Source organism: Burkholderia sp. 9777_1386 (genome assembly GCF_015712265.1).
GTDB classification, from domain to species: domain Bacteria; phylum Pseudomonadota; class Gammaproteobacteria; order Burkholderiales; family Burkholderiaceae; genus Burkholderia; species Burkholderia cenocepacia.
Genome location: NZ_JACCQB010000002.1, coordinates 155,105 through 174,899, shown reverse-complemented (window position 1 = coordinate 174,899; position 19,795 = coordinate 155,105). Strand labels below are relative to the sequence as shown.

Below are 19,795 nucleotides of genomic sequence, written 5' to 3'. Positions count from 1 at the left end.
GGTCGGGCATCCAAATCGGCCGCAACCGCCGCGAGGCGGCTGCGGCACCTGCAACGGCCGCGCGCTTACGCCGCGAGCAGCGAGCGCAGCACGAACGGCAGAATGCCGCCGTGCTTGTAGTAATCGACTTCGATCGGCGTATCGATGCGCAGCAGCACCGGCACGCGCTGCGTTTCGCCGTTCTTGCGATGGATCACGAGCGTGACGTCCTGCTGCGGCTTGAAGTCGTCGCCGAGGCCTTCGATGTCGTACGTCTCTTCACCGGTGATGCCGAGCGACTGGACGCTGTCCGAGCCCTTGAACTGCAGCGGCAGCACGCCCATGCCGACCAGGTTCGAGCGGTGGATCCGCTCGAAGCTGCGTGCGATCACGGCCTTCACGCCGAGCAGTTGCGTGCCCTTCGCGGCCCAGTCGCGCGACGAGCCCGTGCCGTACTCTTCGCCCGCGAACACGACGGTCGGCGTGCCGGCGGCCACGTATTGCATGGCCGCGTCGTAGATCGACTGCTGTTCGCCGCTCGGCTGGTGGATCGTCAGGCCGCCTTCGACGCGCGTACCGTCTGCCTTCGCCGGGATCATCAGGTTCTTGATCCGGACGTTCGCGAACGTGCCGCGCATCATCACGTCGTGGTTGCCGCGGCGCGAGCCGTAGCTGTTGAAGTCGGCCTTCTGCACGCCGTTTTCCTTCAGCCACTTGCCGGCCGGCGAGTCTTCCTTGATCGAGCCTGCCGGGCTGATGTGGTCGGTCGTGACCGAGTCGCCGAAGATGCCCAGGGCGCGCGCGCCCTTGACCGTCGGGATCGATGCAGCCGGCTCCATCGAGAAGTCGTTGCCGAAGAACGGCGGCTCGGCGATATACGTCGACTTCGGCCAGTCGTAGACCTCGCCCGTCTCACCCTCGATCTTGCTCCAGAGGTCGCCCTTCTTGGTCAGCTTCGAGTAGTTGTCCTCGAACTTCTTCGGGTCGAGCGCGAACTTGAGCAGCGCGTGGATTTCGTCGCTCGTCGGCCAGATGTCGCCGAGGTAGATGTCGCGGCCGCCCTTGCCCTTGCCGACCGGCTCGGTCATCAGGTCGCGCGTGATGTTGCCGGCGATCGCGTACGCGACGACGAGCGGCGGCGACGCGAGGAAGTTCGCGCGGATATTCGGGTGGATACGTGCTTCGAAGTTACGGTTGCCCGACAGCACGGCCGCCGCGACGATGTCGTTCTTCGTGATCGCTTCGTTCAGTTCCGGCGTCAGGTCGCCCGCGTTGCCGATACAGGTCGTGCAGCCGTAGGCCGCGACTTCGAAGCCGAGCTTCGACAGGTAGGGCAGCAGGCCCGTCTTCGTCAGGTATTCGGTGACGATGCGCGATCCCGGCGCGAGCGAGGTCTTGATCTTCGGGTCGACCGTGAGGCCGGCCTCGACCGCCTTCTTCGCGAGCAGGCCGGCGGCCAGCAGCACGCTCGGGTTCGACGTGTTCGTGCACGACGTGATCGCGGCGATCAGCACGTCGCCGTTCTTCACGTCGACGCCGTTGCTCGTCGTGTACTGCGTGTTCAGGTCTTCCGCCTTCTTCGCGAAGCCGTTCTCCGCGACCGGCTTCGAGAACAGGTCGGTGAACGTCGACTTGACGTGGCCGATCTCGATGCGGTCCTGCGGGCGCTTCGGGCCGGCCAGCGACGGGGCGACCGTCGCGAGGTCGAGCGTCACCGTCTTCGTGTAGTCGATGTCGCCGGCCTTCGGAATGCCGAACAGCTTCTGCGCCTTGAAGTAGTTTTCGAACGCGGCGATCTCGGCCTTCGTGCGGCCGGTGCCTTCGAAATAGTCGATCGTCTTTTCGTCGACCGGGAAGAAGCCCATCGTCGCGCCGTATTCCGGCGCCATGTTGCCGATCGTCGCGCGGTCCGGCAGCGAGAGCGACTTCGTGCCTTCGCCGAAGAATTCGACGAACTTGCCGACGACCTTCTCCTTGCGCAGCATCTCGGTGATCGTCAGCACCAGGTCGGTGGCCGTCACGCCTTCGCGCAGCTTGCCCTTCAGCTCGACGCCGACGACGTCCGGCGTCAGGAAGTACACCGGCTGGCCGAGCATGCCGGCTTCCGCCTCGATGCCGCCCACGCCCCAGCCGACCACGCCGATGCCGTTGATCATCGTCGTGTGGCTGTCCGTGCCGACGAGGGTGTCCGGGTAGTACACGGTGTCGGCGCCGTCGGCCTTCTTGTGCACGCCGCGCGCGAGGTATTCGAGGTTCACCTGGTGGACGATGCCCACGCCCGGCGGCACGACCTTGAACGTGTCGAACGCCTGCATGCCCCACTTCATGAACTGGTAGCGCTCGTTGTTGCGCTGGAATTCCAGCTTCATGTTCAGGTCGAGCGCGTCCTTCTGGCGGAAGTAGTCGATCTGGACCGAGTGGTCGACGACGAGATCGACCGGGACCAGCGGCTCGATCTTCTTCGGGTTCTTGCCCGTACGCTCGGCGACGCCGCGCATGGCCGCGATGTCGGCGAGCAGCGGCACGCCCGTGAAATCCTGCAGCACGACGCGCGACACGACGAACGGAATCTCGTCGACGCGCTTCGCGGTCGGCTTCCAGTTCGCGAGCTGCTCGATGTGCTCTTCGGTGATTTTCTTGCCGTCGTAGTTGCGCAGCACGGACTCGAGCACGATGCGGATCGACACCGGCAGGCGTTCGATCTTCGTCTTCAGCTCCTTGCCGAGTTGCGGCAGCGAGTAGAACTTGCCTTTGCCGGAACCGCTGTCGAATTCCTTGAGGGTCTTGTGGAGATTGTGGGCCATGGTGATTTTCCTGGGTTTAAGGCTAGGAAACAAAGAGTCCTGTATCTGACGGCTATATCACATACAAGTCGACGTACTCATCGACCGGCATCGCTTCGAGCTCTGCCTGGTCCAGCGACACGTCGAGAATCGCTTGTTGCTGCTTGGCCGGGAAGCGGCGGGCGAGGTTGGTCCTGAACTTCTCGACCAGCAGCGGAACGCCTTCGGCGCGGCGCCGCCGATGGCCGAGCGGGTACTCGACCGCCACTTCGGCAAGCTTCGATCCGTCCGTGAACGCGATCGTCAGCGCATTCGCGATCGATCGCTTGTCCGGATCGTGATAATCCTTCGTGAACTGCGGATCCTCGACGCACACGGTTTTCGCACGCAGCGCGTCGATGCGCGGGTCCGCCGCGGCCGAGTCTTCATAGTCGGCCGCGGTCAGCCGGCCGAACAGCAGCGGCACGGCGACCATGTACTGGATGCAGTGGTCGCGGTCGGCCGGATTGGCGAGCGGGCCCTGCTTGTCGATGATGCGGATCGCGGCCGCGTGCGTGCGGATCGTGATCCGGCTGATGTCGTCGGTCGTGCGGCCCGCCGCGGCGAGCTGCGCGTGCAGCTGCAGCGCGGCCTCGGCGGCCGTCTGCGCATGGAATTCGGCGGGGAACGCGATCTTGAACAGCACGTTTTCCATCACGTACGTGCCGTACGGGCGCTGGAAGCGGAACGGCTTGCCGTCGAACAGCACGTCGTAGAAGCCCCAGGTCTTGGCGGTGAGCGCCGACGGATAGCCCATTTCACCCGTTTTCGCGATCAGCGCGAGGCGCACCGCGCGGGACGTCGCGTCGCCGGCCGCCCAGGATTTGCGCGAACCGGTGTTCGGCGCATGGCGGTAGGTACGCAGCGCGTGGCCGTCGACGAATGCGTTGGAGACCGCGTTGATCAACTCGTCGCGCGTGAGCCCGAGGAGCCGCCCGACGACGGCCGTCGACGCGACCTTCACGAGCAGCACGTGGTCGAGCCCGACCGCGTTGAACGAATTCTCGAGGGCGAGGCAGCCCTGGATCTCGTGGGCCTGAATCATCGCGACCAGCACATCGCGCATCGAGAGCGGCTTCCGGCCGGCCGCGCGGGCCGTGCGGGAGAGCCAGTCGGCCGTCGCCAGGATCCCGCCGAGGTTGTCGGACGGATGACCCCATTCGGCGGCGAGCCAGGTGTCGTTGAAGTCCAGCCAGCGGATCATCGCGCCGATGCCGAACGCGGCCTGGACGGGATCGAGCTGGAAGGACGTGCCGGGCACCTTCGCACCGTTCGGCACGATCGTGCCGGGCACGACGGGGCCGAGCAGCTTGGTGCAGGCAGGGTAGGACAGCGCCTCGAGTCCGCATCCGAGCGTGTCGATCAGGCAATGACGCGCCGTCTCCAGCGCGAGCGCGCTGTCGATGCCGGTGTTCAGCACGTAGTCGACGATATCGACGAGTACCGTATCCGGAGCAGGGCGGACGTTGGAGACCGGGGCGGACATCGAGGGGCCGGGAGCGGAAAAACGCGCTTAGTTCGTGGCCGGCTTCAGCTCGTTCGACTGCGTCGGTGCTGCCGTGCCTTGCGCCATTTCCGGCGTCACGCATTCGTCCGCGAGGCGCTCGCCGCCGTTCGCGTCGGAGAACAGCATCGCCTTGGTCGGGATCACGACCAGCTTGAAGCCCGCTGCCGGATCGTAGAACGTGTCGGCGCCCGTCGTCGTGGTCTGACGCGGCAGCTTGTAGTTCTTCTTCGCCCAGTGAACCGTGACAACCTGGTCGCGCTTCATGTCGCCGGCGAGGTCGAACGACAGACCTTCCTTACAGGACCACTTGACCGCGCCGTCCGGTACCGGATCGACCTTGGCCGCCGCGCGTGCCTGCGCCTTCTTGCTGCGCGGGATGATGCGCTTGGCCGGCGCCGGGCGCTTGGCCGTGGCCTTCTTCGCGGTGGTGGCCGTACCCTGGGCAAACGCGCTCGGAGCCGACACCAGCATCGTGGCGGACAAGGCGCCGATGGCGGTAGCGATCAGGAGTTTCTTCATGGAGTCAGAACCTTTCGATAATCAGTTGACAAGGGCCGGCAATCGAAACTGCCGGCCGGTTTGAAACTGCACGCGCCCCGAAAGCGCGCAGCGGCCGCTATTTTCACCTATTTGGCCGCGCATATATCAGGTTTTCGGGCTCCGTTACGTTTTTTGTCGTTTCGCAAACCTCTGTCCGGTTCGCGCATCGACGAATGCATGAAACGCGTGTATCGACAGGTGGCGCGCGCTCACGGCGCGACGCCCGCTGCGGCAGGGCCGAACAGCGGTGCGGCCTCGGACGGTACGGGTTGGCCGGTGGCCTGCGCGCGGCGCAGCACCGACCAGTAATAACGATAACTCGCGCGATCGTGCAGCGTATCACCGTGGCGCGTCGGGCCCCAGTCGGCGGCCTGCGCGGCCAGCAGGATCTCGGCGGCCAGCGTGACTTCGTCGGTGCGCGGCGCGAACGCGTCGACGATCGGGCGGATCTGCGCGGGGTGGATGCTCCACATCCGCGTGAACGCGAATTCGTCGCGCGCGCGGCGCGCATCGCCGGCCACGACGCTCATGTCGCGCACCTCGGTCGTCACGTTGTGCGACGGCGTCTTGCCGTGCGCGTGACAGGCGGCGGCGATTTCCAGCTTCGCGCGGCGCACGAGCGGATGATCGAACTGGCCGGGCGAGCGCATCGCGGAATCGGGAATCGCGCCGTGGTGCGCGGACACGAAATCCATCAGCCCGAAGCTCAGCGTGCCGACCGTCGGCAGCGCGGCGAGGGCGGCCGCCTGCGCGAGCGCGCCGTGCGTCTCGATCAGCACGTCGACCGGGATCGGCTGCGCGATGCCGAGCTCGCGGCGGGTGCCTTCGATGAACGCGGTCATTTCGGCCGCGTCGGCGGCGTTCGCGACCTTCGGCAGCGTGATGTAGGCGGGTACGCGCGATGCGCGCAGCACGATGCGCACGTCGTCGCGCCAGTGCGGATGGGAAAAGTCGTGGATGCGGACGCCGACGCGGCCGAAGCGGTTCTCGGCGCTGCCGAGCAGGTCGGCGACGAGCGCCGCGTGCGCGGCCTCCTGGCCGACGGCCGCGCCGTCCTCGCAGTCGAGTGTGAGGTCGAACACGGGACCCAGCTCGGCCTGCAGCGCGAGCGACTTGCGCATCAGCTTCTCGCTGCCCGCGTAATGATCGCAGCAGGGCAGGATCGCGGGCGGGGACGCCCCGTCGTACAGCACTTGTGCAGGAGTGAGCACGGCCATCTCTTCTACGTCAGGGAAGCGGGTCAACGTGGAGAAAATCGGATTCGGGCAGGTTCTGGGCCGGTGCGCGGCGGGCGTCGGGCGGCAAAACGTGCGCGGATCGGATCGTTCGGCAGGGCCGGCGGCTGGCCGGCCCGGACCGGAACCGGGTGGCCCGAGGGCCGCCCGGCAAAGGCGCATGATGCTTAGTTCTTCAGCAGGTGGGCGACGCCATCGCGCTCTTCGAGCAGCTCGGCCAGCGTGCCGTCCATCTTCTCGCGCGAGAACGCGTCGATTTCCAGGCCTTCGACGCGCTTGTATTCGCCGTTTTCGCAGGTGACCGGCACGCCGTAGATGATGTCTTCGGGGATGCCGTACGAGCCGTCCGACGGGATGCCCATCGTGACCCACTTGCCGTTCGTGCCGAGCACCCAGTCACGGACGTGGTCGATCGCCGCGTTGGCTGCCGACGCTGCCGACGACAGGCCGCGCGCTTCGATGATCGCCGCGCCGCGCTTGCCGACGGTCGGGATGAACGTGTCGCGGTTCCACACGTCGTCGTTGATCAGCTTCAGCAGCGATTCGCCTTCGGCGGTCGCGAAGCGGAAGTCCGGGTACATCGTCGGCGAGTGGTTGCCCCACACGGCGAGCTTCTCGATCGACGCGACCGGCTTGCCCGACTTGGCGGCGAGTTGCGACAGCGCGCGGTTGTGGTCGAGGCGCAGCATGGCCGTGAAGTTCTTCTTCGGCAGATCCGGCGCCGACTTCATCGCGATGTACGCGTTCGTGTTCGCCGGGTTGCCGACGACCAGCACCTTCACGTCGCGGCTCGCGACTTCGTTCAGCGCAGCGCCCTGAACCGTGAAGATTTCGGCGTTTGCCGACAGCAGGTCCTTGCGCTCCATGCCCTTCGAGCGCGGGCGTGCACCGACCAGCAGCGCGACGTCTGCATCCTTGAATGCAACCTTCGGATCGTCGGTGATCACGACGCCCGCGAGCAGCGGGAACGCGCAATCGTCGAGTTCCATCACGACGCCTTTGACGGCGGCTTGGGCTTGCGGGAGGTCGAGCAGTTGCAGGATGACCGGCTGATCCTTGCCGAGCAGGTCGCCGTTCGCGATGCGGAACAGCAGGGAGTAAGCGATTTGACCTGCGGCGCCGGTGACGGCAACGCGCTTTGCGGGCTTAGCCATTGAAAATCTCCAGGACGGGTGAAGCGTTGGACGCGAGCGAAAACGCCATTCTATGCGCGTTGTGCGTAGCGTTGCATTGAAGCAGGGCGGAGGACTCGCGATGGCAGACGCGGTGAACCTGGAGACGGCCGTGGCACGTAGCCGGGGACGCGCTGTTGCACCCGCGAACCCTTGCTCGACCGGGAGTGTAGGAGCCGTCACGCGCAAAGTCAAACGGTATCATATGTCTTATATAAGACAGATGTTTTGCGGAAATTGAGTGGACGAAAAAGTGCGGTTTGTGATGAAATGCGCGCCATGACATCGAACCAGGCGAACACCGCGAATCAGACCGGCGCAGGCGGCCCAGGGCAGCCGGGTGCGGGCGATCCCGCAGCCTCGCCCGCGGCCTCCGCGTCGCCGACGTTCAGCCCGTTATACCAGCAGATTAAGTCATTGATCACGCAAAGTCTCGAATCCGGCGAGTGGAAGCCGGGCGAGATCATCCCCAGCGAAGTGGAGCTCGCGGCCCGTTACAAGGTCAGCCAGGGCACCGTTCGCAAGGCGATCGACGAGCTGGCCGCCGAAAACCTCGTGGTCCGGCGGCAGGGCAAGGGCACTTTTGTTGCAACGCACAACGAAGATCGCGCGCAGTTCCGCTTCCTGCGGCTGCTGGCCGACGACGGTGCCGAGCACCCGCACGTGAGCCGCCTGCTCGAATGCCGGCGCCTGCGCGCACCGGCCGAGATCGCGCGGCAGCTCGACCTGAAGCCGGCCGATCCCGTCGTGCAGGTGCGCCGCCTGCTGGAGTTCGAGAACGAAGCGACGGTGCTCGACGAGATCTGGCTGCCGGGTGCGATGTTCCGCGGGCTCACGTTCGAGCGGCTGAGCGAATACAAGGGGCCGCTCTACGCGATGTTCGAGACGGAGTTCGGTACGCGGATGATCCGCGCGACGGAGAAGATCCGCGCGGTCGCGGCGGATCCGGCGGTGGCCGACCTGCTGCACGTGCCGGCGGGTTTCCCGCTGCTGTCGGTGGAGCGCGTGTCCTATACGTACGGGGACCGGCCGGTGGAAGTGCGACGCGGCTGGTATGTCACAACCGGGTACTACTATCAGAATGACTTGAGTTGACGACGTTCGGCTCAGGCCGCGTGCATTCGCGTACCCCACGCTCGCGAAGCACGTTTCGGGCCGCCTTTGTTCTTGTTCGCGCAACTATCCAGAGCAGACTTTCGCTGCAGCGCGATATAAAAAGGCGCTAAAATTGCGGATTAGTGTGACAACATAGTAGGGGTCTAGCATGACTGACGCAGTAAGAAAGCCGAGGCCGGAATACCGGAACATCGGATTCGGCGATATCACGATGAAATATCGCATGCCGCTGGCGGCGATATTGTCGATTCTCCATCGAGTCAGCGGCGCGCTGCTGTTCTTGTTCCTGCCGTTCCTGCTGTTCCTCTTCGACCAGAGCCTGACGTCCGAGCTCAGCTTCGAAGTCTTCAAGGCCTTCCTCTCCAACATCGTCGTCAAGCTGATCGTCCTCGCGTTGTCGTGGGCCTTCTTCCACCATTTCTGCGCCGGCATTCGCCACCTGCTGATGGACGTCAATCACGACGCCGTCACGAAGGAAGGCGGCAAGCGGACGGCAGTCGTCGTCTTTGTCGTCTCGATCGCGCTGACGATCGCCATGGCACTCAAACTGTTCGGAGCATTCTAAGAAAATGGCAGCCAACAACCGAATCGGCTCGAAGCGCCTCGTCGTCGGCGCACACTACGGCCTGCGCGACTGGCTCGCGCAGCGCGTCACCGCCACGATCATGGCGGTCTACACGGTCATTCTGCTCGTCCTGTTCTTCGGCGCGCACGATTTTTCGTACGAAGGCTGGGCATCGATCTTCGCCGCGCAATGGATGAAGCTCGCGACCTTCGTGATGCTGCTTTCCCTCTTCTACCACGCATGGGTCGGCGTGCGCGACATCTGGATGGACTACGTGAAGCCCGTCGGTGTGCGCCTGCTGCTGCAATCGCTGACCATCGTCTGGCTGCTCGCATGTGCGGGCTACGCCGCGCAGATTCTCTGGAGAGTGTAAAGAATGGCTGCAATCAAAACTTCCCTCCCGCGCCGCAAGTTTGACGTCGTGATCGTCGGCGCGGGCGGCTCCGGCTTGCGCGCGGCGCTGCAACTGTCGCGCGCGGGCCTGTCGGTCGGCGTGCTGTCGAAGGTGTTCCCGACGCGTTCGCACACGGTGGCCGCGCAAGGCGGTATCGGCGCGTCGCTCGGCAACATGAGCGAAGACAACTGGCACTTCCACTTCTACGACACGATCAAGGGCTCCGACTGGCTCGGCGACCAGGACGCGATCGAATTCATGTGCCGCGAAGCGCCGAACGTCGTGTACGAGCTCGAGCATTTCGGCATGCCGTTCGACCGCAACGCGGACGGCACGATCTACCAGCGTCCGTTCGGCGGCCACACCGCGAACTACGGCGAGAAGCCGGTCCAGCGCGCTTGCGCGGCCGCCGACCGTACCGGCCACGCGCTGCTGCACACGCTGTACCAGCAGAACGTCGAAGCGAAGACGCAGTTCTTCGTCGAATGGATGGCGCTCGACCTGATCCGCGACGCGGACGGCGACGTGCTCGGCGTGACGGCCCTCGAGATGGAGACGGGCGACGTCTACATCATGGAAGGCAAGACGACGCTGTTCGCGACGGGCGGCGCAGGCCGGATCTTCGCGGCATCGACCAACGCGTTCATCAACACCGGCGACGGCCTCGGCATGGCCGCGCGTTCGGGCATCGCGCTGCAGGACATGGAGTTCTGGCAGTTCCACCCGACCGGCGTGGCCGGCGCGGGCGTGCTGATCACCGAAGGCGTGCGCGGCGAAGGCGGGATCCTGCGCAACGCGAACGGCGAGCGTTTCATGGAGCGCTACGCGCCGACGCTGAAGGATCTGGCGCCGCGTGACTTCGTGTCGCGTTCGATGGACCAGGAAATCAAGGAAGGTCGCGGCGTCGGTCCGAACAAGGATCACGTGCTGCTCGACCTGTCGCACATCGGCGCCGAGACGATCATGAAGCGTCTGCCGTCGATCCGCGAAATCGCGCTGAAGTTCGCGAACGTCGACGCGATCAAGGAACCGATCCCGGTCGTCCCGACGATCCACTACCAGATGGGCGGCATCCCGACCAACATCCACGGTCAGGTCGTCGGCACGTCGCGCGGCCACAAGGATCCGGTCAACGGTTTCTACGCAGTGGGCGAGTGCTCGTGCGTGTCCGTGCACGGCGCGAACCGCCTCGGCACGAATTCGCTGCTGGACCTCGTGGTGTTCGGCCGTGCGGCCGGCAACCACATCGTCGAGCACGTGAAGAACCAGAAGGAACACAAGCCGCTGCCGGCCGATGCAGGTGAATTCTCGCTGGCGCGCCTCGCGAAGCTCGACAAGTCGACGTCGGGCGAATACACGCAGGACGTCGCGAACGACATCCGCTCGACGATGCAGAAGCACGCAGGCGTGTTCCGCACGTCGGAACTGCTGAAGGAAGGCGTCGACCAGATGGCCGGCCTGAAGGCGCGCGTGGAAAACATCCACCTGAAGGACAAGTCGAAGGTGTTCAACACCGCGCGCGTCGAAGCGCTCGAGCTGGAGAACCTGATCGAAGTGGCCCGCGCGACGATGGTGTCGGCGGAAGCGCGCAAGGAAAGCCGCGGCGCGCACGCGCACAGCGACTACGAACACCGTGACGACGAGAACTGGCTGCGCCACACGCTGTGGTACAGCGAAGGCGATCGCCTCGACTACAAGCCGGTTCAAATGAAGCCGCTGACGGTCGAATCCGTGCCGCCGAAGCCGCGCACGTTCTAAGCCGAGTCAAAGGAATCCGAAATGGCAAAACGCATTTTTGAAGTCTACCGCTACGATCCGGACAAGGACGCAGCGCCGCGCATGCAGACGTACGAGCTCGAGATCCAGCATGAGCGCATGCTGCTCGACGCACTGGTCAAGCTGAAGGCCCTGGACGAGACGCTGTCGTTCCGTCGTTCGTGCCGTGAAGGCGTGTGCGGTTCGGACGCGATGAACATCAACGGCAAGAACGGTCTCGCGTGCCTGACGAACCTGAACGACCTGCCGCAGAAGATCGTGCTGCGTCCGCTGCCGGGCCTGCCCGTCGTGCGCGACCTGATCGTCGACATGACGCACTTCTTCAACCAGTACCACTCGATCAAGCCGTACCTGATCAACGACGCGCCGCCGCCGGAGAAGGAACGCCTCCAGTCGCCGGAAGAGCGCGACGAGCTCGACGGCGTGTACGAGTGCATTCTGTGTGCGAGCTGCTCGACGTCGTGCCCGAGCTTCTGGTGGAACCCGGACAAGTTCGTCGGCCCGGCCGGCCTGCTGCAGGCTTACCGCTTCATCGCGGATAGCCGCGACACGGCGACCGGCGAGCGTCTCGACAACCTGGAAGACCCGTACCGTCTGTTCCGTTGCCACACGATCATGAACTGCGTCGACGTTTGCCCGAAGGGCCTGAACCCGACGAAGGCGATCGGCAAGATCAAGGAACTGATGGTCCGCCGCGCTGTTTAAGGTCGAGATGAGCGATTCGCATCAATCCGACCCGCACCGTCGCGCGCGCCTTCGCTGGCGTGCGCGGCGGGGTCTGCTGGAAAACGACATCGTTTTCGAACGGTTCTTCAGCAGATACGAGCATGACCTCACCGATGCAGACGTAGGCGCGTTGTCGCGCCTGCTCGATCTGAGCGACAACGACCTGATGGACTTGCTCCTCGCGCGCAAGGAACCAGAGGGCGACCTAGACAGCCCGGACATTCACCGGCTGTTGGAGATGCTGCGCAACGTGTAACGCCAAGGTGTAACGCGCTGTGCCCGTTATCGAATCCCGTTTCTTTATTTCGATTGAGGATGTGCCATGACTCCGTCTGATGTTAAAGCCACGCTATCGTTCAGCGACAACTCGCCGAGCGTCGAACTGCCGATCTACAAGGGCACGATGGGCCCGGACGTGATCGACATCCGCAAGCTGTACGGCCAGACCGGCAAGTTCACGTACGACCCGGGCTTCATGTCGACGGCTTCGTGTAATTCGGCGATCACGTACATCGACGGCGACAAGGGCGAACTGCTGTATCGCGGCTACCCGATCGACAACCTCGCGCAAAACGCGGACTTCCTCGAAAGCTGCTACCTGCTGCTGAAGGGCGAACTGCCGAACGCCGCGCAGAAGAAGGAATTCGTCGACACCGTCACGAAGCACACGATGGTGCACGAGCAGATGCACTTCTTCTTCCGTGGCTTCCGTCGCGACGCGCACCCGATGGCGATCCTGGTCGCCGCGGTCGGCGCACTGTCCGCGTTCTACCACGACTCGCTCGACATCAACGACCCGCGTCACCGCGAAGTGTCGGCGATCCGCATGATCGCGAAGCTGCCGACGCTCGTCGCGATGGCGTACAAGTACAGCATCGGCCAGCCGTTCGTGTATCCGAAGAACTCGCTGTCGTACAGCGCGAACTTCATGCATATGATGTTCTCGAACCCGTGCGAAGAGTACAAGGTCAACGACGTGCTCGTCCGTGCGCTCGACCGTATCCTGATCCTGCACGCCGATCACGAGCAGAACGCATCGACGTCGACGGTCCGCCTGGCCGGCTCGTCGGGCGCGAACCCGTTCGCGTGTATCGCAGCCGGTATCGCGTGTCTGTGGGGCCCGGCGCACGGTGGTGCGAACGAAGCCGCGCTGAACATGCTCGAGCAGATCGGTTCGCCGGACAACATCCCCGAATTCATCAAGCAGGTGAAGGACAAGAATTCGGGCGTGAAGCTGATGGGCTTCGGCCACCGCGTGTACAAGAACTACGACCCGCGTGCGAAGCTGATGCGCGAAACGTGCTACGAAGTGCTGAACGAACTGGGCCTGCACGACGACCCGCTGTTCAAGCTCGCGATGCAGCTCGAGAAGATCGCGCTGGAAGACGAATACTTCGTGTCGCGCAAGCTGTACCCGAACGTCGACTTCTACTCGGGCATCGTCCAGCGCGCGCTGGGCATCCCGACGTCGATGTTCACGTGTATCTTCGCGATGGCACGTACGGTCGGCTGGATCGCACAGTGGAACGAAATGATTGCGGATCCGGAACAGAAGATCGGCCGTCCGCGTCAGCTGTTCATCGGCGATACGCCGCGCGAAGCGAAGCCGCTCAACGCACGTTAAGCCGTGTGTGGCGCGAACGGCCGGCAGGCCGCTCGCGTCGGGAAATCGCCACGCCACGACACCCCGACGGGTCCGCCCGTCGGGGTGTTTTCATTTGGGCGGTCGATGTTGGCCCGATCCGGTGCGGCGCTCCAGCGATGGCGGCCGTGTGTCGAGCGCGGGTGCATCGCCGTCGGGCGCGTGGCCGTGCTGCTTGAAGAACTGCCGGTACGCGCCGGGCGTCGTGCCGCGCGCGGCGAGGAACTGGCGATTGAAGTTCGCGGCATTCGGAATGCCGCAGCGCGCGGCCACCGTCGCGATCGGCCAGTCGGTGCCGACGAGGTGGCGGCATGCGTGCGCGAGCCGCAGCCGCTGCACGTAGCGGCCGACGCTTTCGCCGAGATGCCGGACGAACAGCCGTTGCAGCGTGCGTTCGGACATGTGCGCGGCAGCGGCGAGTGCATCGATGCGCAGCGGTTCGTGGAAATGCCGGTCGATCGCGTCGAGCACGCGGTCGAGGCGCTCGGCCTCGGGCGCGGCCGGGTCGGCGGGCGACGCGGCGCCGTCGGGCCGGTCGTACGCGTGCGCGGTGGCGAGCGGTTCGCCGCCGGTTTCCGCGAGATCGGCAAGCGTGTCCAGCGTGGCTGCGAGCCGCACGCGCGGCGACGGATCGAGCAACAGCGGCAGCCGCGCGCGCATCGCGCGGGCCGTCTCCCCGTCGAAGCGCAGGCCGGGCGCCGCGCGTCGCAGCAGCGAACGCAGCGGCGCGTATTCGGGGCAGCAGTCGGCCAGCCGCCGTGCCCAGTCTCCGTCGAACCAGACGACGAGCGCCACCTCGGGCGCGTCGCGATCGATGCGCGCGTTCGACGACCACGTATGCGGCAGGTTGGGCGGCACGAGCACGAGATCGTCGTCCGCGTAGTGTGCGACGTGATCGCCGATGAAGCGCTGGCCGCGGCTGTTGAGCGTCAGCGTCAGTTCGTACTCGGGATGGCGATGCCATTCGAACGGGATGCGCGCGAGCTGACGGTGATAGACGCGGATCGAACAGCCGGATGCGAACGTCACGTGCTCGTATTGCGGTTTCATCACGGCCTCCGTTTGGGGGCGGGCAGCGCGTCGTGGCATGATCGTGAGCGATCGTCACCTCGGAGCGATGCCATGCTTTCACATGTTTGCGTGGGCGTCAGCGATACGGCGCGCGCCTACGATTTCTACGCGCCGTTGTTCGCGGCACTCGGGCTGCGCCTGAAATTCCGCGAGCCCGACGGCTGGTCGGGCTGGATGCCGGCCGACGCCGAGCGGCCGCTGTTCTTCTTCGGCAAGCCGCTCGACGGCCACGCGCCGGCGCCGGGCAACGGCCATACGATCGCGTTCGATGTACCGACCCGCGCGCACGTCGATCGCTGCCATGCGCTCGCGCTGCGGCAGGGCGGCACCTGCGAAGGGCCGCCGGGCCTGAGGCCGTACTATCACCGCGACTATTACGGCGCCTATTTCCGCGACCCGGACGGCAACAAGCTCTGCGTGGTCTGCCATCGTCCCGAGTGACACGCGATTGTCAGGATTGTATCGATCATTGGCCGGATAGTGGTGATCGCGGCCATGCGCCGGCCGTACGCTGACGGCACATCACGACACGCTTCAGCGAGGAGACGACGATGCAACTGACGATTGACGATCTGCCCGCCGCGATTCGCGCGGCGAAACGGGCGCTGCGCGCCGACTTGCCCGGTTACGCGGCCACGTTCCGCGAACTCGAAGGCGACATTGCACGGCAGGTCAACGCGATCCGCCGCGCGCACGCGCATGGCCATGACGTGATTCCGGTCGTGCCGTTCGCGGATATCGCGGACGGGAGCGTCGATCCGCACGCACTTGCCGCGATCCGCACGCATGGCGCGGTCGTGATCCGCGGCGTGTTCGATGCGCGGCAGGCAAGCGACTGGAACGACGAGATCGGCGCGTATCTGGATGCGAACCGTTTCGCCGAGCGGCTGCATGCACGCGCGGAGGACCGTTACTTCGGCAATCTCGCGTCGGGCAAGCCGCAGATTTACGGCGTCTACTGGTCGAAGCCGCAGGTGGCTGCGCGCCAGTCGCCGGCGCTCACGCAGGCGCGCGTGTTTCTGAACCGCTTGTGGCGGCATGCGGACGGCGCGCGCACGCATTTCGATCCCGACCAGGTGCCCGCGTATGCGGACCGGATTCGCCGCCGGCCGCCCGGTTCGACGTCGCTCGGGCTGTCGCCGCATGTCGACGGCGGTTCCGTCGAGCGCTGGCTCGGCGCGAATTTTCGGCAGGTCTATCGTCACGTGCTGGCCGGCCGCTGGCGCGATTACGATCCGTTCGATGCGGCGTTCCGACCCGACGTCGAGGAGATTCCGTCGCCGGCCGTGTGTTCGATGTTCCGCACGTTCCAGGGCTGGACCGCGCTGACGCCGCAAGGGCCTGGCGACGGCACGCTGCAGCTGATTCCGGTCGCGAACGCGATGGCCTATGTCGTGCTGCGCGCGCTGCAGGACGACGTCGCCGACGACGACCTGTGCGGCGCGCGTCCCGGCCGCGCGCTGTCGATTCGCCCGGAATGGCACGCGCTGCTGCTCGATGCGCTGGTGCCGATCCCGCACATGGCGCCGGGCGACGCGGTGTTCTGGCACGGCGACGTCGTGCATGCGGTCGAGGATGCGCATCGCGGCAGCGGCGACAGCAACGTGATGTACATTGCGGCCGCGCCCGGCTGCGCGAAGAACGACGCGTACCTGCAACGCCAGCGTTCCGCGTTCCTGCGCGGCGACAGCCCGCCCGATTTCCCGGCCGATCATTTCGAAGTCGATTTCGACGGCCGCGCGGGGGAGGGCGATCTCACGCCGCTCGGCCGTTCACAGATGGGGTTCGCGCCCGGCGCGTAACGCGCGTGCGGCGGCGAAAGCGGACGTGTGCAAGACCGCGGGCGGGCCGTCTGCCGAATCCGCTGCGTGGTGCACGCAATTCGACGCAATCGGCTGTCGGCGCCGCCGAAATCGACGCGAATGGCGCAATTTGGCTTCCGATAATGGTCCGGACACAACGCCGCCGGCCCGTGCGCCGCACGGAAGCGGCGCAGACCATGGAGGAGTCGATGCAATTCACGCAAGCGATCGTTCGCCGTCCCGCGCCGTCCTGCGGCGCGGGCCTGACCACCGCCGAACTCGGCGCACCCGATTACGACAAGACGCTCACGCAGTTCCACGCGTACTGCGACGCGCTGCGCACGCTCGGCGTCGAGTTGACCGAACTGCCGCCGCTGGAGGCGTTTCCCGATTCGCACTTCGTCGAGGACGTCGCCGTCGTCACGCCGGAATTCGCGGTGATCACGCGTCCCGGCGCGCCTGCCCGGCGCGGCGAGACGGTTCATATCGAAGCGGCGCTCGCCGCGCATCGCGAACTGCTGCCGATGCAGTCCGGCCGTCTCGACGGCGGCGACGTGATGCAGGTCGGCAAGCGCTTCTTCATCGGCCTGACGAGCCGCACCGACGCGGAAGGCATCGCCGCGTTCGACGCGCTGGTGTCGCGCCATGGCTATTCGGTCGTCGCGGTGCCGGTCGGCGCCGGCCTGCACCTGAAATCGGTCGTCAACGCGCTCGGCGACGACACGCTGCTCGTGACCGACGCGCTGGCCGCGCATCCGGCATTCGCCGACTATCGCCGGATCGCGATCTCGGCCGCCGACGAATACGCGGGCAACACGCTGCGCGTGAACGGTACGCTGATCACGCCGGCCGGCTATCCGCGCGTGCATGACGCGATCGCGTCGCTCGGCATGCCGCTGCACGTGATCGACACGAGCGAGTTCCGCAAGATGGACGGCGGCCTGACCTGCCTGTCGCTGCGGTTCTAGCCGATTGGCGCGCGGCCGCTTCGGCCGGATAATGTGGCCCCCGCGCGGAACGGCACACGTTCCGCGCACCAGCCACGACCCGACCGGAGCGAACGCGGATGACCGACAAGAAGATGCAGCTCGACAAGATCGATCTCCGGATCCTCGACATCCTGCGTACCGACGGGCGAATCTCGTACCGGAAGCTGTCGGAGCTCGTGAACCTCACGCCGCGGCCGTGCCAGGCGCGCGTGGAGCGGCTCGAGGCGCTCGGCGTGATTGAAGGGTATCGCGCGGTGATCAAGGCGCCGCGCGCGACCAAGCCGATCGTCGTGATCGCGCAGATCGTGCTGGCCGACCACGGGCGTTCGCAGGCGCCGTTCGAGGAGGAAATGCGCGCGAATCCGGCCGTGCTCGATTGCTGGCTCGTCAGCGGCACGTTCGATTTTCTCGTGCGGCTCGCATGCGAGGATCTCGACGAGTACCGGCGGATCGCGAACGTATGGCTGGAAAGCCCGCGATTCCGGATCGAGAAGATCGTGACGACGGCCGAACTGCAGGCGATCAAGCGCAGCGTCGTGTGATGCGACCGGCCCGGCAGGGCCGGTTTCGAGGCGAATGACCAGGTCGATCGATTTGCATTCCAAATCAAATTTGGCTGACCGGATCACAATCAGGGTGAACACTATGGATGCTATGCAAGCGGCAGCGGAGACGGCCGCGTCGTCCGGGGCGACGCTGAAGCGTCGTCTGCAGGGCCGCCACATCGCGATGATCGCGATCGGCGGTTCGATCGGCACGGGGCTGTTCGTCGCGTCGGGCGCGTCGGTCGCGCAGGCGGGGCCGGGCGGGGCGATCGCCGCGTATCTCGCGATCGGAATCATGGTCTATTTCGTCGTCACCGGGCTCGGCGAGATGGCCGCGTTGATGCCGGTATCGGGCTCGTTCGCGATCTACGGCGAGAAGTACGTCGACGAAGGTTTCGGCGTCGCGCTCGGCTGGACCTACTGGTACAGCTGGGCGGTGACGATCGCGATCGAGCTGGTCGCCGCGCAGATCGTGATGCGCTACTGGTTTCCGTCGGTGCCCGGCGTGTGGTGGGGCGCGAGCTTCCTCGTGCTGATCTTCCTGCTCAATACGCTGTCGGTGCGCGGCTTCGGCGAATCGGAATACTGGTTCTCGCTGATCAAGGTCGTCACCGTGATCGCATTCATCGCGGCCGGGCTGCTGATCGCGGCCGGCGTGCTCGGGACCGGGCATCCGGTCGGCTGGCGCAACTTCACGACCGGCGACGCGCCGTTCGTCGGCGGCGTGCACGCGATGATGAGCGTCGCGCTGATCGCGGGCTTCTCGTTCCTCGGCACCGAGCTGGTCGGCATCACGGCCGGCGAATCGGAAAACCCGCGCAAGACGATCCCGCGCGCGGTGAAGCAGATTTTCTGGCGGATCATGCTGTTCTACGTGCTCGCGATCTTCGTGATCGGCCTGCTGGTGCCGTACACCGATCCGAACCTGCTGAAGAGCGACGTGACCGACATCGGCGTGAGCCCGTTCACGCTGGTGTTCAGCCATGCGGGGTTCCCGCTCGCGGCCGGCGCGATGAACCTGGTGATCCTGACGGCCGTGCTGTCGGCCGGCAATTCCGGCACCTACGCGGCGACGCGGATGCTGTACAACCTCGCATCGGAGGGGCGCGCGCCGGCCATGTTCGCGACGCTGTCGCCGGGCGGCGTGCCGCGCAACGCGCTGTACGCGACGATGGCCGTCGGAGGGTTGTGCTTCCTCACGTCGCTGACCAGCAACCAGCGCATCTATCTGTGGCTGCTGAATACGGTCGGCATCACCGGCTTCATCGCGTGGCTCGGCATCGCGGTCTGCCATTACCGGTTCCGCAAGGGATTCCTGAAGCAGGGCTATCGGCTCGACCAGCTGCCGTATCGCGCGAAATGGTTTCCGTTCGGGCCGTTGTTCGCGATCGCGATCTGCATCGTGATTTCGCTGGGCCAGGATTACCAGGCATTCTTCGCGGCGCGCATCGACTGGATGGAAGTACTGTCGATCTATGTGTGGATTCCGCTGTTCGTCGCGATCTGGTGGGCGTATCGCCGCGCGCGCAAGAGCCGGCTCGTGCGCTACGAAGAGATGGACATCGGGCCGTGGCTCACGCGCTCGGTCGAGGCCGTCGACGCGGCGGCCTCGCAGCACGGGCAGCCGCGCTGATCGCCGGCGGGCGACGGCGAGGCGACGGGAGCCGGCGCGAATCGCATGGCCTCCGTCGAACGAGCCGTGCCGCCACGCGCGTTTCGGTCAGCGTGCCTGCTTCAACTGCGCCTTCATGAAATCCACCCATGCGCGTACCTTCTGCGGCACGTGTCGCGTCGCGACGTACGGCGCGTAGACGTTCTGCTGCGGAAACCGGTACGCGGGCAGCGCGTCGACCAGCGTGCCGTTTGCGAGATCGTCCTGTGTTCCGGCGCGAAGCGGACGGCCTGATCGTGTGG

The 19,795-nt window shown here is 65.6% G+C and carries 18 protein-coding genes and 1 pseudogene; 12 read left to right on the top strand and 7 right to left on the bottom strand.

The annotated features are described in order from the left end of the window. Positions 1–65 precede the first annotated feature (65 nt). The 5 genes from acnA to H0X91_RS02815 form a co-directional block, all read right to left on the bottom strand. Complete coding sequence (gene acnA, locus H0X91_RS02835; protein ID WP_006495966.1) at positions 66–2,783, bottom strand: aconitate hydratase AcnA; 2,718 nt, start codon at positions 2,781–2,783, stop codon at positions 66–68. Between the two features lie 52 nt (positions 2,784–2,835). Beyond that, the gene (locus H0X91_RS02830; RefSeq protein ID WP_196432787.1) at positions 2,836–4,287 is read right to left on the bottom strand and encodes a bifunctional 2-methylcitrate dehydratase/aconitate hydratase; all 1,452 of its coding nucleotides are present in this window, start codon (positions 4,285–4,287) and stop codon (positions 2,836–2,838) included. A gap of 27 nt (positions 4,288–4,314) precedes the next feature. Beyond that, entirely contained in the window at positions 4,315–4,827 is a 513-nt protein-coding gene (locus H0X91_RS02825) for a hypothetical protein (RefSeq protein ID WP_006487782.1), read from the bottom strand. 230 nt (positions 4,828–5,057) lie between these two features. After that, a complete protein-coding gene (locus H0X91_RS02820; protein ID WP_059722611.1) occupies positions 5,058–6,065 on the bottom strand; it encodes an HpcH/HpaI aldolase/citrate lyase family protein in 1,008 nt (335 codons plus the stop codon). A gap of 185 nt (positions 6,066–6,250) precedes the next feature. Further along, positions 6,251–7,237: a malate dehydrogenase gene (locus H0X91_RS02815; RefSeq protein WP_006487742.1), complete on the bottom strand. Its 987-nt coding sequence runs from the start codon at positions 7,235–7,237 to the stop codon at positions 6,251–6,253. A gap of 288 nt (positions 7,238–7,525) precedes the next feature. Between H0X91_RS02815 and H0X91_RS02810 the strand changes: the two genes are divergently transcribed. The 7 genes from H0X91_RS02810 (at position 7,526) to gltA (ending at position 13,456) form a co-directional block, all read left to right on the top strand. After that, a complete protein-coding gene (locus H0X91_RS02810) occupies positions 7,526–8,350 on the top strand; it encodes a GntR family transcriptional regulator (RefSeq protein ID WP_077020964.1) in 825 nt (274 codons plus the stop codon). Between the two features lie 169 nt (positions 8,351–8,519). Continuing rightward, on the top strand, positions 8,520–8,936 hold the full coding sequence (gene sdhC / locus H0X91_RS02805; RefSeq protein ID WP_012493208.1) for a succinate dehydrogenase, cytochrome b556 subunit: 417 nt from the start codon (positions 8,520–8,522) through the stop codon (positions 8,934–8,936). A gap of 4 nt (positions 8,937–8,940) precedes the next feature. After that, positions 8,941–9,309, top strand: coding sequence for a succinate dehydrogenase, hydrophobic membrane anchor protein (gene sdhD, locus H0X91_RS02800; protein ID WP_006487767.1), 369 nt, complete (start codon positions 8,941–8,943; stop codon positions 9,307–9,309). Between the two features lie 3 nt (positions 9,310–9,312). Then, entirely contained in the window at positions 9,313–11,088 is a 1,776-nt protein-coding gene (gene sdhA / locus H0X91_RS02795; RefSeq protein ID WP_006487772.1) for a succinate dehydrogenase flavoprotein subunit, read from the top strand. Between the two features lie 21 nt (positions 11,089–11,109). Beyond that, on the top strand, positions 11,110–11,811 hold the full coding sequence (locus tag H0X91_RS02790) for a succinate dehydrogenase iron-sulfur subunit (protein ID WP_006479352.1): 702 nt from the start codon (positions 11,110–11,112) through the stop codon (positions 11,809–11,811). A 7-nt stretch (positions 11,812–11,818) separates the two neighbouring features. Further along, on the top strand, positions 11,819–12,088 hold the full coding sequence (locus H0X91_RS02785; protein ID WP_006495963.1) for an FAD assembly factor SdhE: 270 nt from the start codon (positions 11,819–11,821) through the stop codon (positions 12,086–12,088). Between the two features lie 66 nt (positions 12,089–12,154). Then, complete coding sequence (gene gltA / locus H0X91_RS02780; RefSeq protein WP_006487713.1) at positions 12,155–13,456, top strand: citrate synthase; 1,302 nt, start codon at positions 12,155–12,157, stop codon at positions 13,454–13,456. A gap of 90 nt (positions 13,457–13,546) precedes the next feature. On the opposite strand, the gene H0X91_RS02775 is transcribed toward gltA, so the two are convergent. Continuing rightward, positions 13,547–14,524, bottom strand: coding sequence for a helix-turn-helix domain-containing protein (locus H0X91_RS02775; RefSeq protein WP_058902902.1), 978 nt, complete (start codon positions 14,522–14,524; stop codon positions 13,547–13,549). A gap of 72 nt (positions 14,525–14,596) precedes the next feature. Here H0X91_RS02775 and H0X91_RS02770 point away from each other — a divergent pair, with 72 nt between their 5' ends. The 5 genes from H0X91_RS02770 to H0X91_RS02750 all read left to right on the top strand — a co-directional run bounded on the left by H0X91_RS02770 (position 14,597) and on the right by H0X91_RS02750 (position 19,514). Next, positions 14,597–14,986, top strand: coding sequence for a VOC family protein (locus H0X91_RS02770; protein ID WP_006493458.1), 390 nt, complete (start codon positions 14,597–14,599; stop codon positions 14,984–14,986). Positions 14,987–15,096: 110 nt separating this feature from the next. Beyond that, the gene (locus tag H0X91_RS02765) at positions 15,097–16,347 is read left to right on the top strand and encodes a DUF1479 domain-containing protein (protein WP_080324652.1); all 1,251 of its coding nucleotides are present in this window, start codon (positions 15,097–15,099) and stop codon (positions 16,345–16,347) included. A 209-nt stretch (positions 16,348–16,556) separates the two neighbouring features. Continuing rightward, positions 16,557–17,315 carry a dimethylarginine dimethylaminohydrolase family protein gene (locus tag H0X91_RS02760; protein WP_043205168.1) on the top strand — a complete coding sequence of 253 codons (759 nt, stop codon included), beginning with the start codon at positions 16,557–16,559 and terminating at the stop codon, positions 17,313–17,315. Positions 17,316–17,413: 98 nt separating this feature from the next. Next, on the top strand, positions 17,414–17,878 hold the full coding sequence (locus H0X91_RS02755) for an Lrp/AsnC family transcriptional regulator (protein ID WP_006487769.1): 465 nt from the start codon (positions 17,414–17,416) through the stop codon (positions 17,876–17,878). A 103-nt stretch (positions 17,879–17,981) separates the two neighbouring features. Continuing rightward, positions 17,982–19,514: an amino acid permease gene (locus H0X91_RS02750; RefSeq protein WP_060212533.1), complete on the top strand. Its 1,533-nt coding sequence runs from the start codon at positions 17,982–17,984 to the stop codon at positions 19,512–19,514. Positions 19,515–19,601: 87 nt separating this feature from the next. On the opposite strand, the pseudogene H0X91_RS34910 reads toward H0X91_RS02750, so the two are convergent. Beyond that, positions 19,602–19,760, bottom strand: a pseudogene (locus H0X91_RS34910) (LysR family transcriptional regulator); the annotation flags it as partial. Between the last annotated feature and the right edge of the window lie 35 nt (positions 19,761–19,795).

What these genes read in the sequence shown, in the direction of transcription:
- H0X91_RS02760 (WP_043205168.1), top strand. Translation starts at nt 16,557, where the DNA reads ATGCAATTCACGCAAGCGATCGTTCGCCGTCCCGCGCCGTCCTGCGGC.
- H0X91_RS02815 (WP_006487742.1), bottom strand. Translation starts at nt 7,237, where the DNA reads ATGGCTAAGCCCGCAAAGCGCGTTGCCGTCACCGGCGCCGCAGGTCAA.
- H0X91_RS02810 (WP_077020964.1), top strand. Translation starts at nt 7,526, where the DNA reads ATGCGCGCCATGACATCGAACCAGGCGAACACCGCGAATCAGACCGGC.
- H0X91_RS02775 (WP_058902902.1), bottom strand. Translation starts at nt 14,524, where the DNA reads ATGAAACCGCAATACGAGCACGTGACGTTCGCATCCGGCTGTTCGATC.
- sdhC (WP_012493208.1), top strand. Translation starts at nt 8,520, where the DNA reads ATGACTGACGCAGTAAGAAAGCCGAGGCCGGAATACCGGAACATCGGA.
- H0X91_RS02820 (WP_059722611.1), bottom strand. Translation starts at nt 6,065, where the DNA reads ATGGCCGTGCTCACTCCTGCACAAGTGCTGTACGACGGGGCGTCCCCG.
- H0X91_RS02755 (WP_006487769.1), top strand. Translation starts at nt 17,414, where the DNA reads ATGACCGACAAGAAGATGCAGCTCGACAAGATCGATCTCCGGATCCTC.
- H0X91_RS02825 (WP_006487782.1), bottom strand. Translation starts at nt 4,827, where the DNA reads ATGAAGAAACTCCTGATCGCTACCGCCATCGGCGCCTTGTCCGCCACG.
- acnA (WP_006495966.1), bottom strand. Translation starts at nt 2,783, where the DNA reads ATGGCCCACAATCTCCACAAGACCCTCAAGGAATTCGACAGCGGTTCC.
- H0X91_RS02790 (WP_006479352.1), top strand. Translation starts at nt 11,110, where the DNA reads ATGGCAAAACGCATTTTTGAAGTCTACCGCTACGATCCGGACAAGGAC.
- H0X91_RS02765 (WP_080324652.1), top strand. Translation starts at nt 15,097, where the DNA reads ATGCAACTGACGATTGACGATCTGCCCGCCGCGATTCGCGCGGCGAAA.
- sdhD (WP_006487767.1), top strand. Translation starts at nt 8,941, where the DNA reads ATGGCAGCCAACAACCGAATCGGCTCGAAGCGCCTCGTCGTCGGCGCA.
- H0X91_RS02770 (WP_006493458.1), top strand. Translation starts at nt 14,597, where the DNA reads ATGCTTTCACATGTTTGCGTGGGCGTCAGCGATACGGCGCGCGCCTAC.
- sdhA (WP_006487772.1), top strand. Translation starts at nt 9,313, where the DNA reads ATGGCTGCAATCAAAACTTCCCTCCCGCGCCGCAAGTTTGACGTCGTG.
- H0X91_RS02750 (WP_060212533.1), top strand. Translation starts at nt 17,982, where the DNA reads ATGGATGCTATGCAAGCGGCAGCGGAGACGGCCGCGTCGTCCGGGGCG.
- H0X91_RS02830 (WP_196432787.1), bottom strand. Translation starts at nt 4,287, where the DNA reads ATGTCCGCCCCGGTCTCCAACGTCCGCCCTGCTCCGGATACGGTACTC.
- H0X91_RS02785 (WP_006495963.1), top strand. Translation starts at nt 11,819, where the DNA reads ATGAGCGATTCGCATCAATCCGACCCGCACCGTCGCGCGCGCCTTCGC.
- gltA (WP_006487713.1), top strand. Translation starts at nt 12,155, where the DNA reads ATGACTCCGTCTGATGTTAAAGCCACGCTATCGTTCAGCGACAACTCG.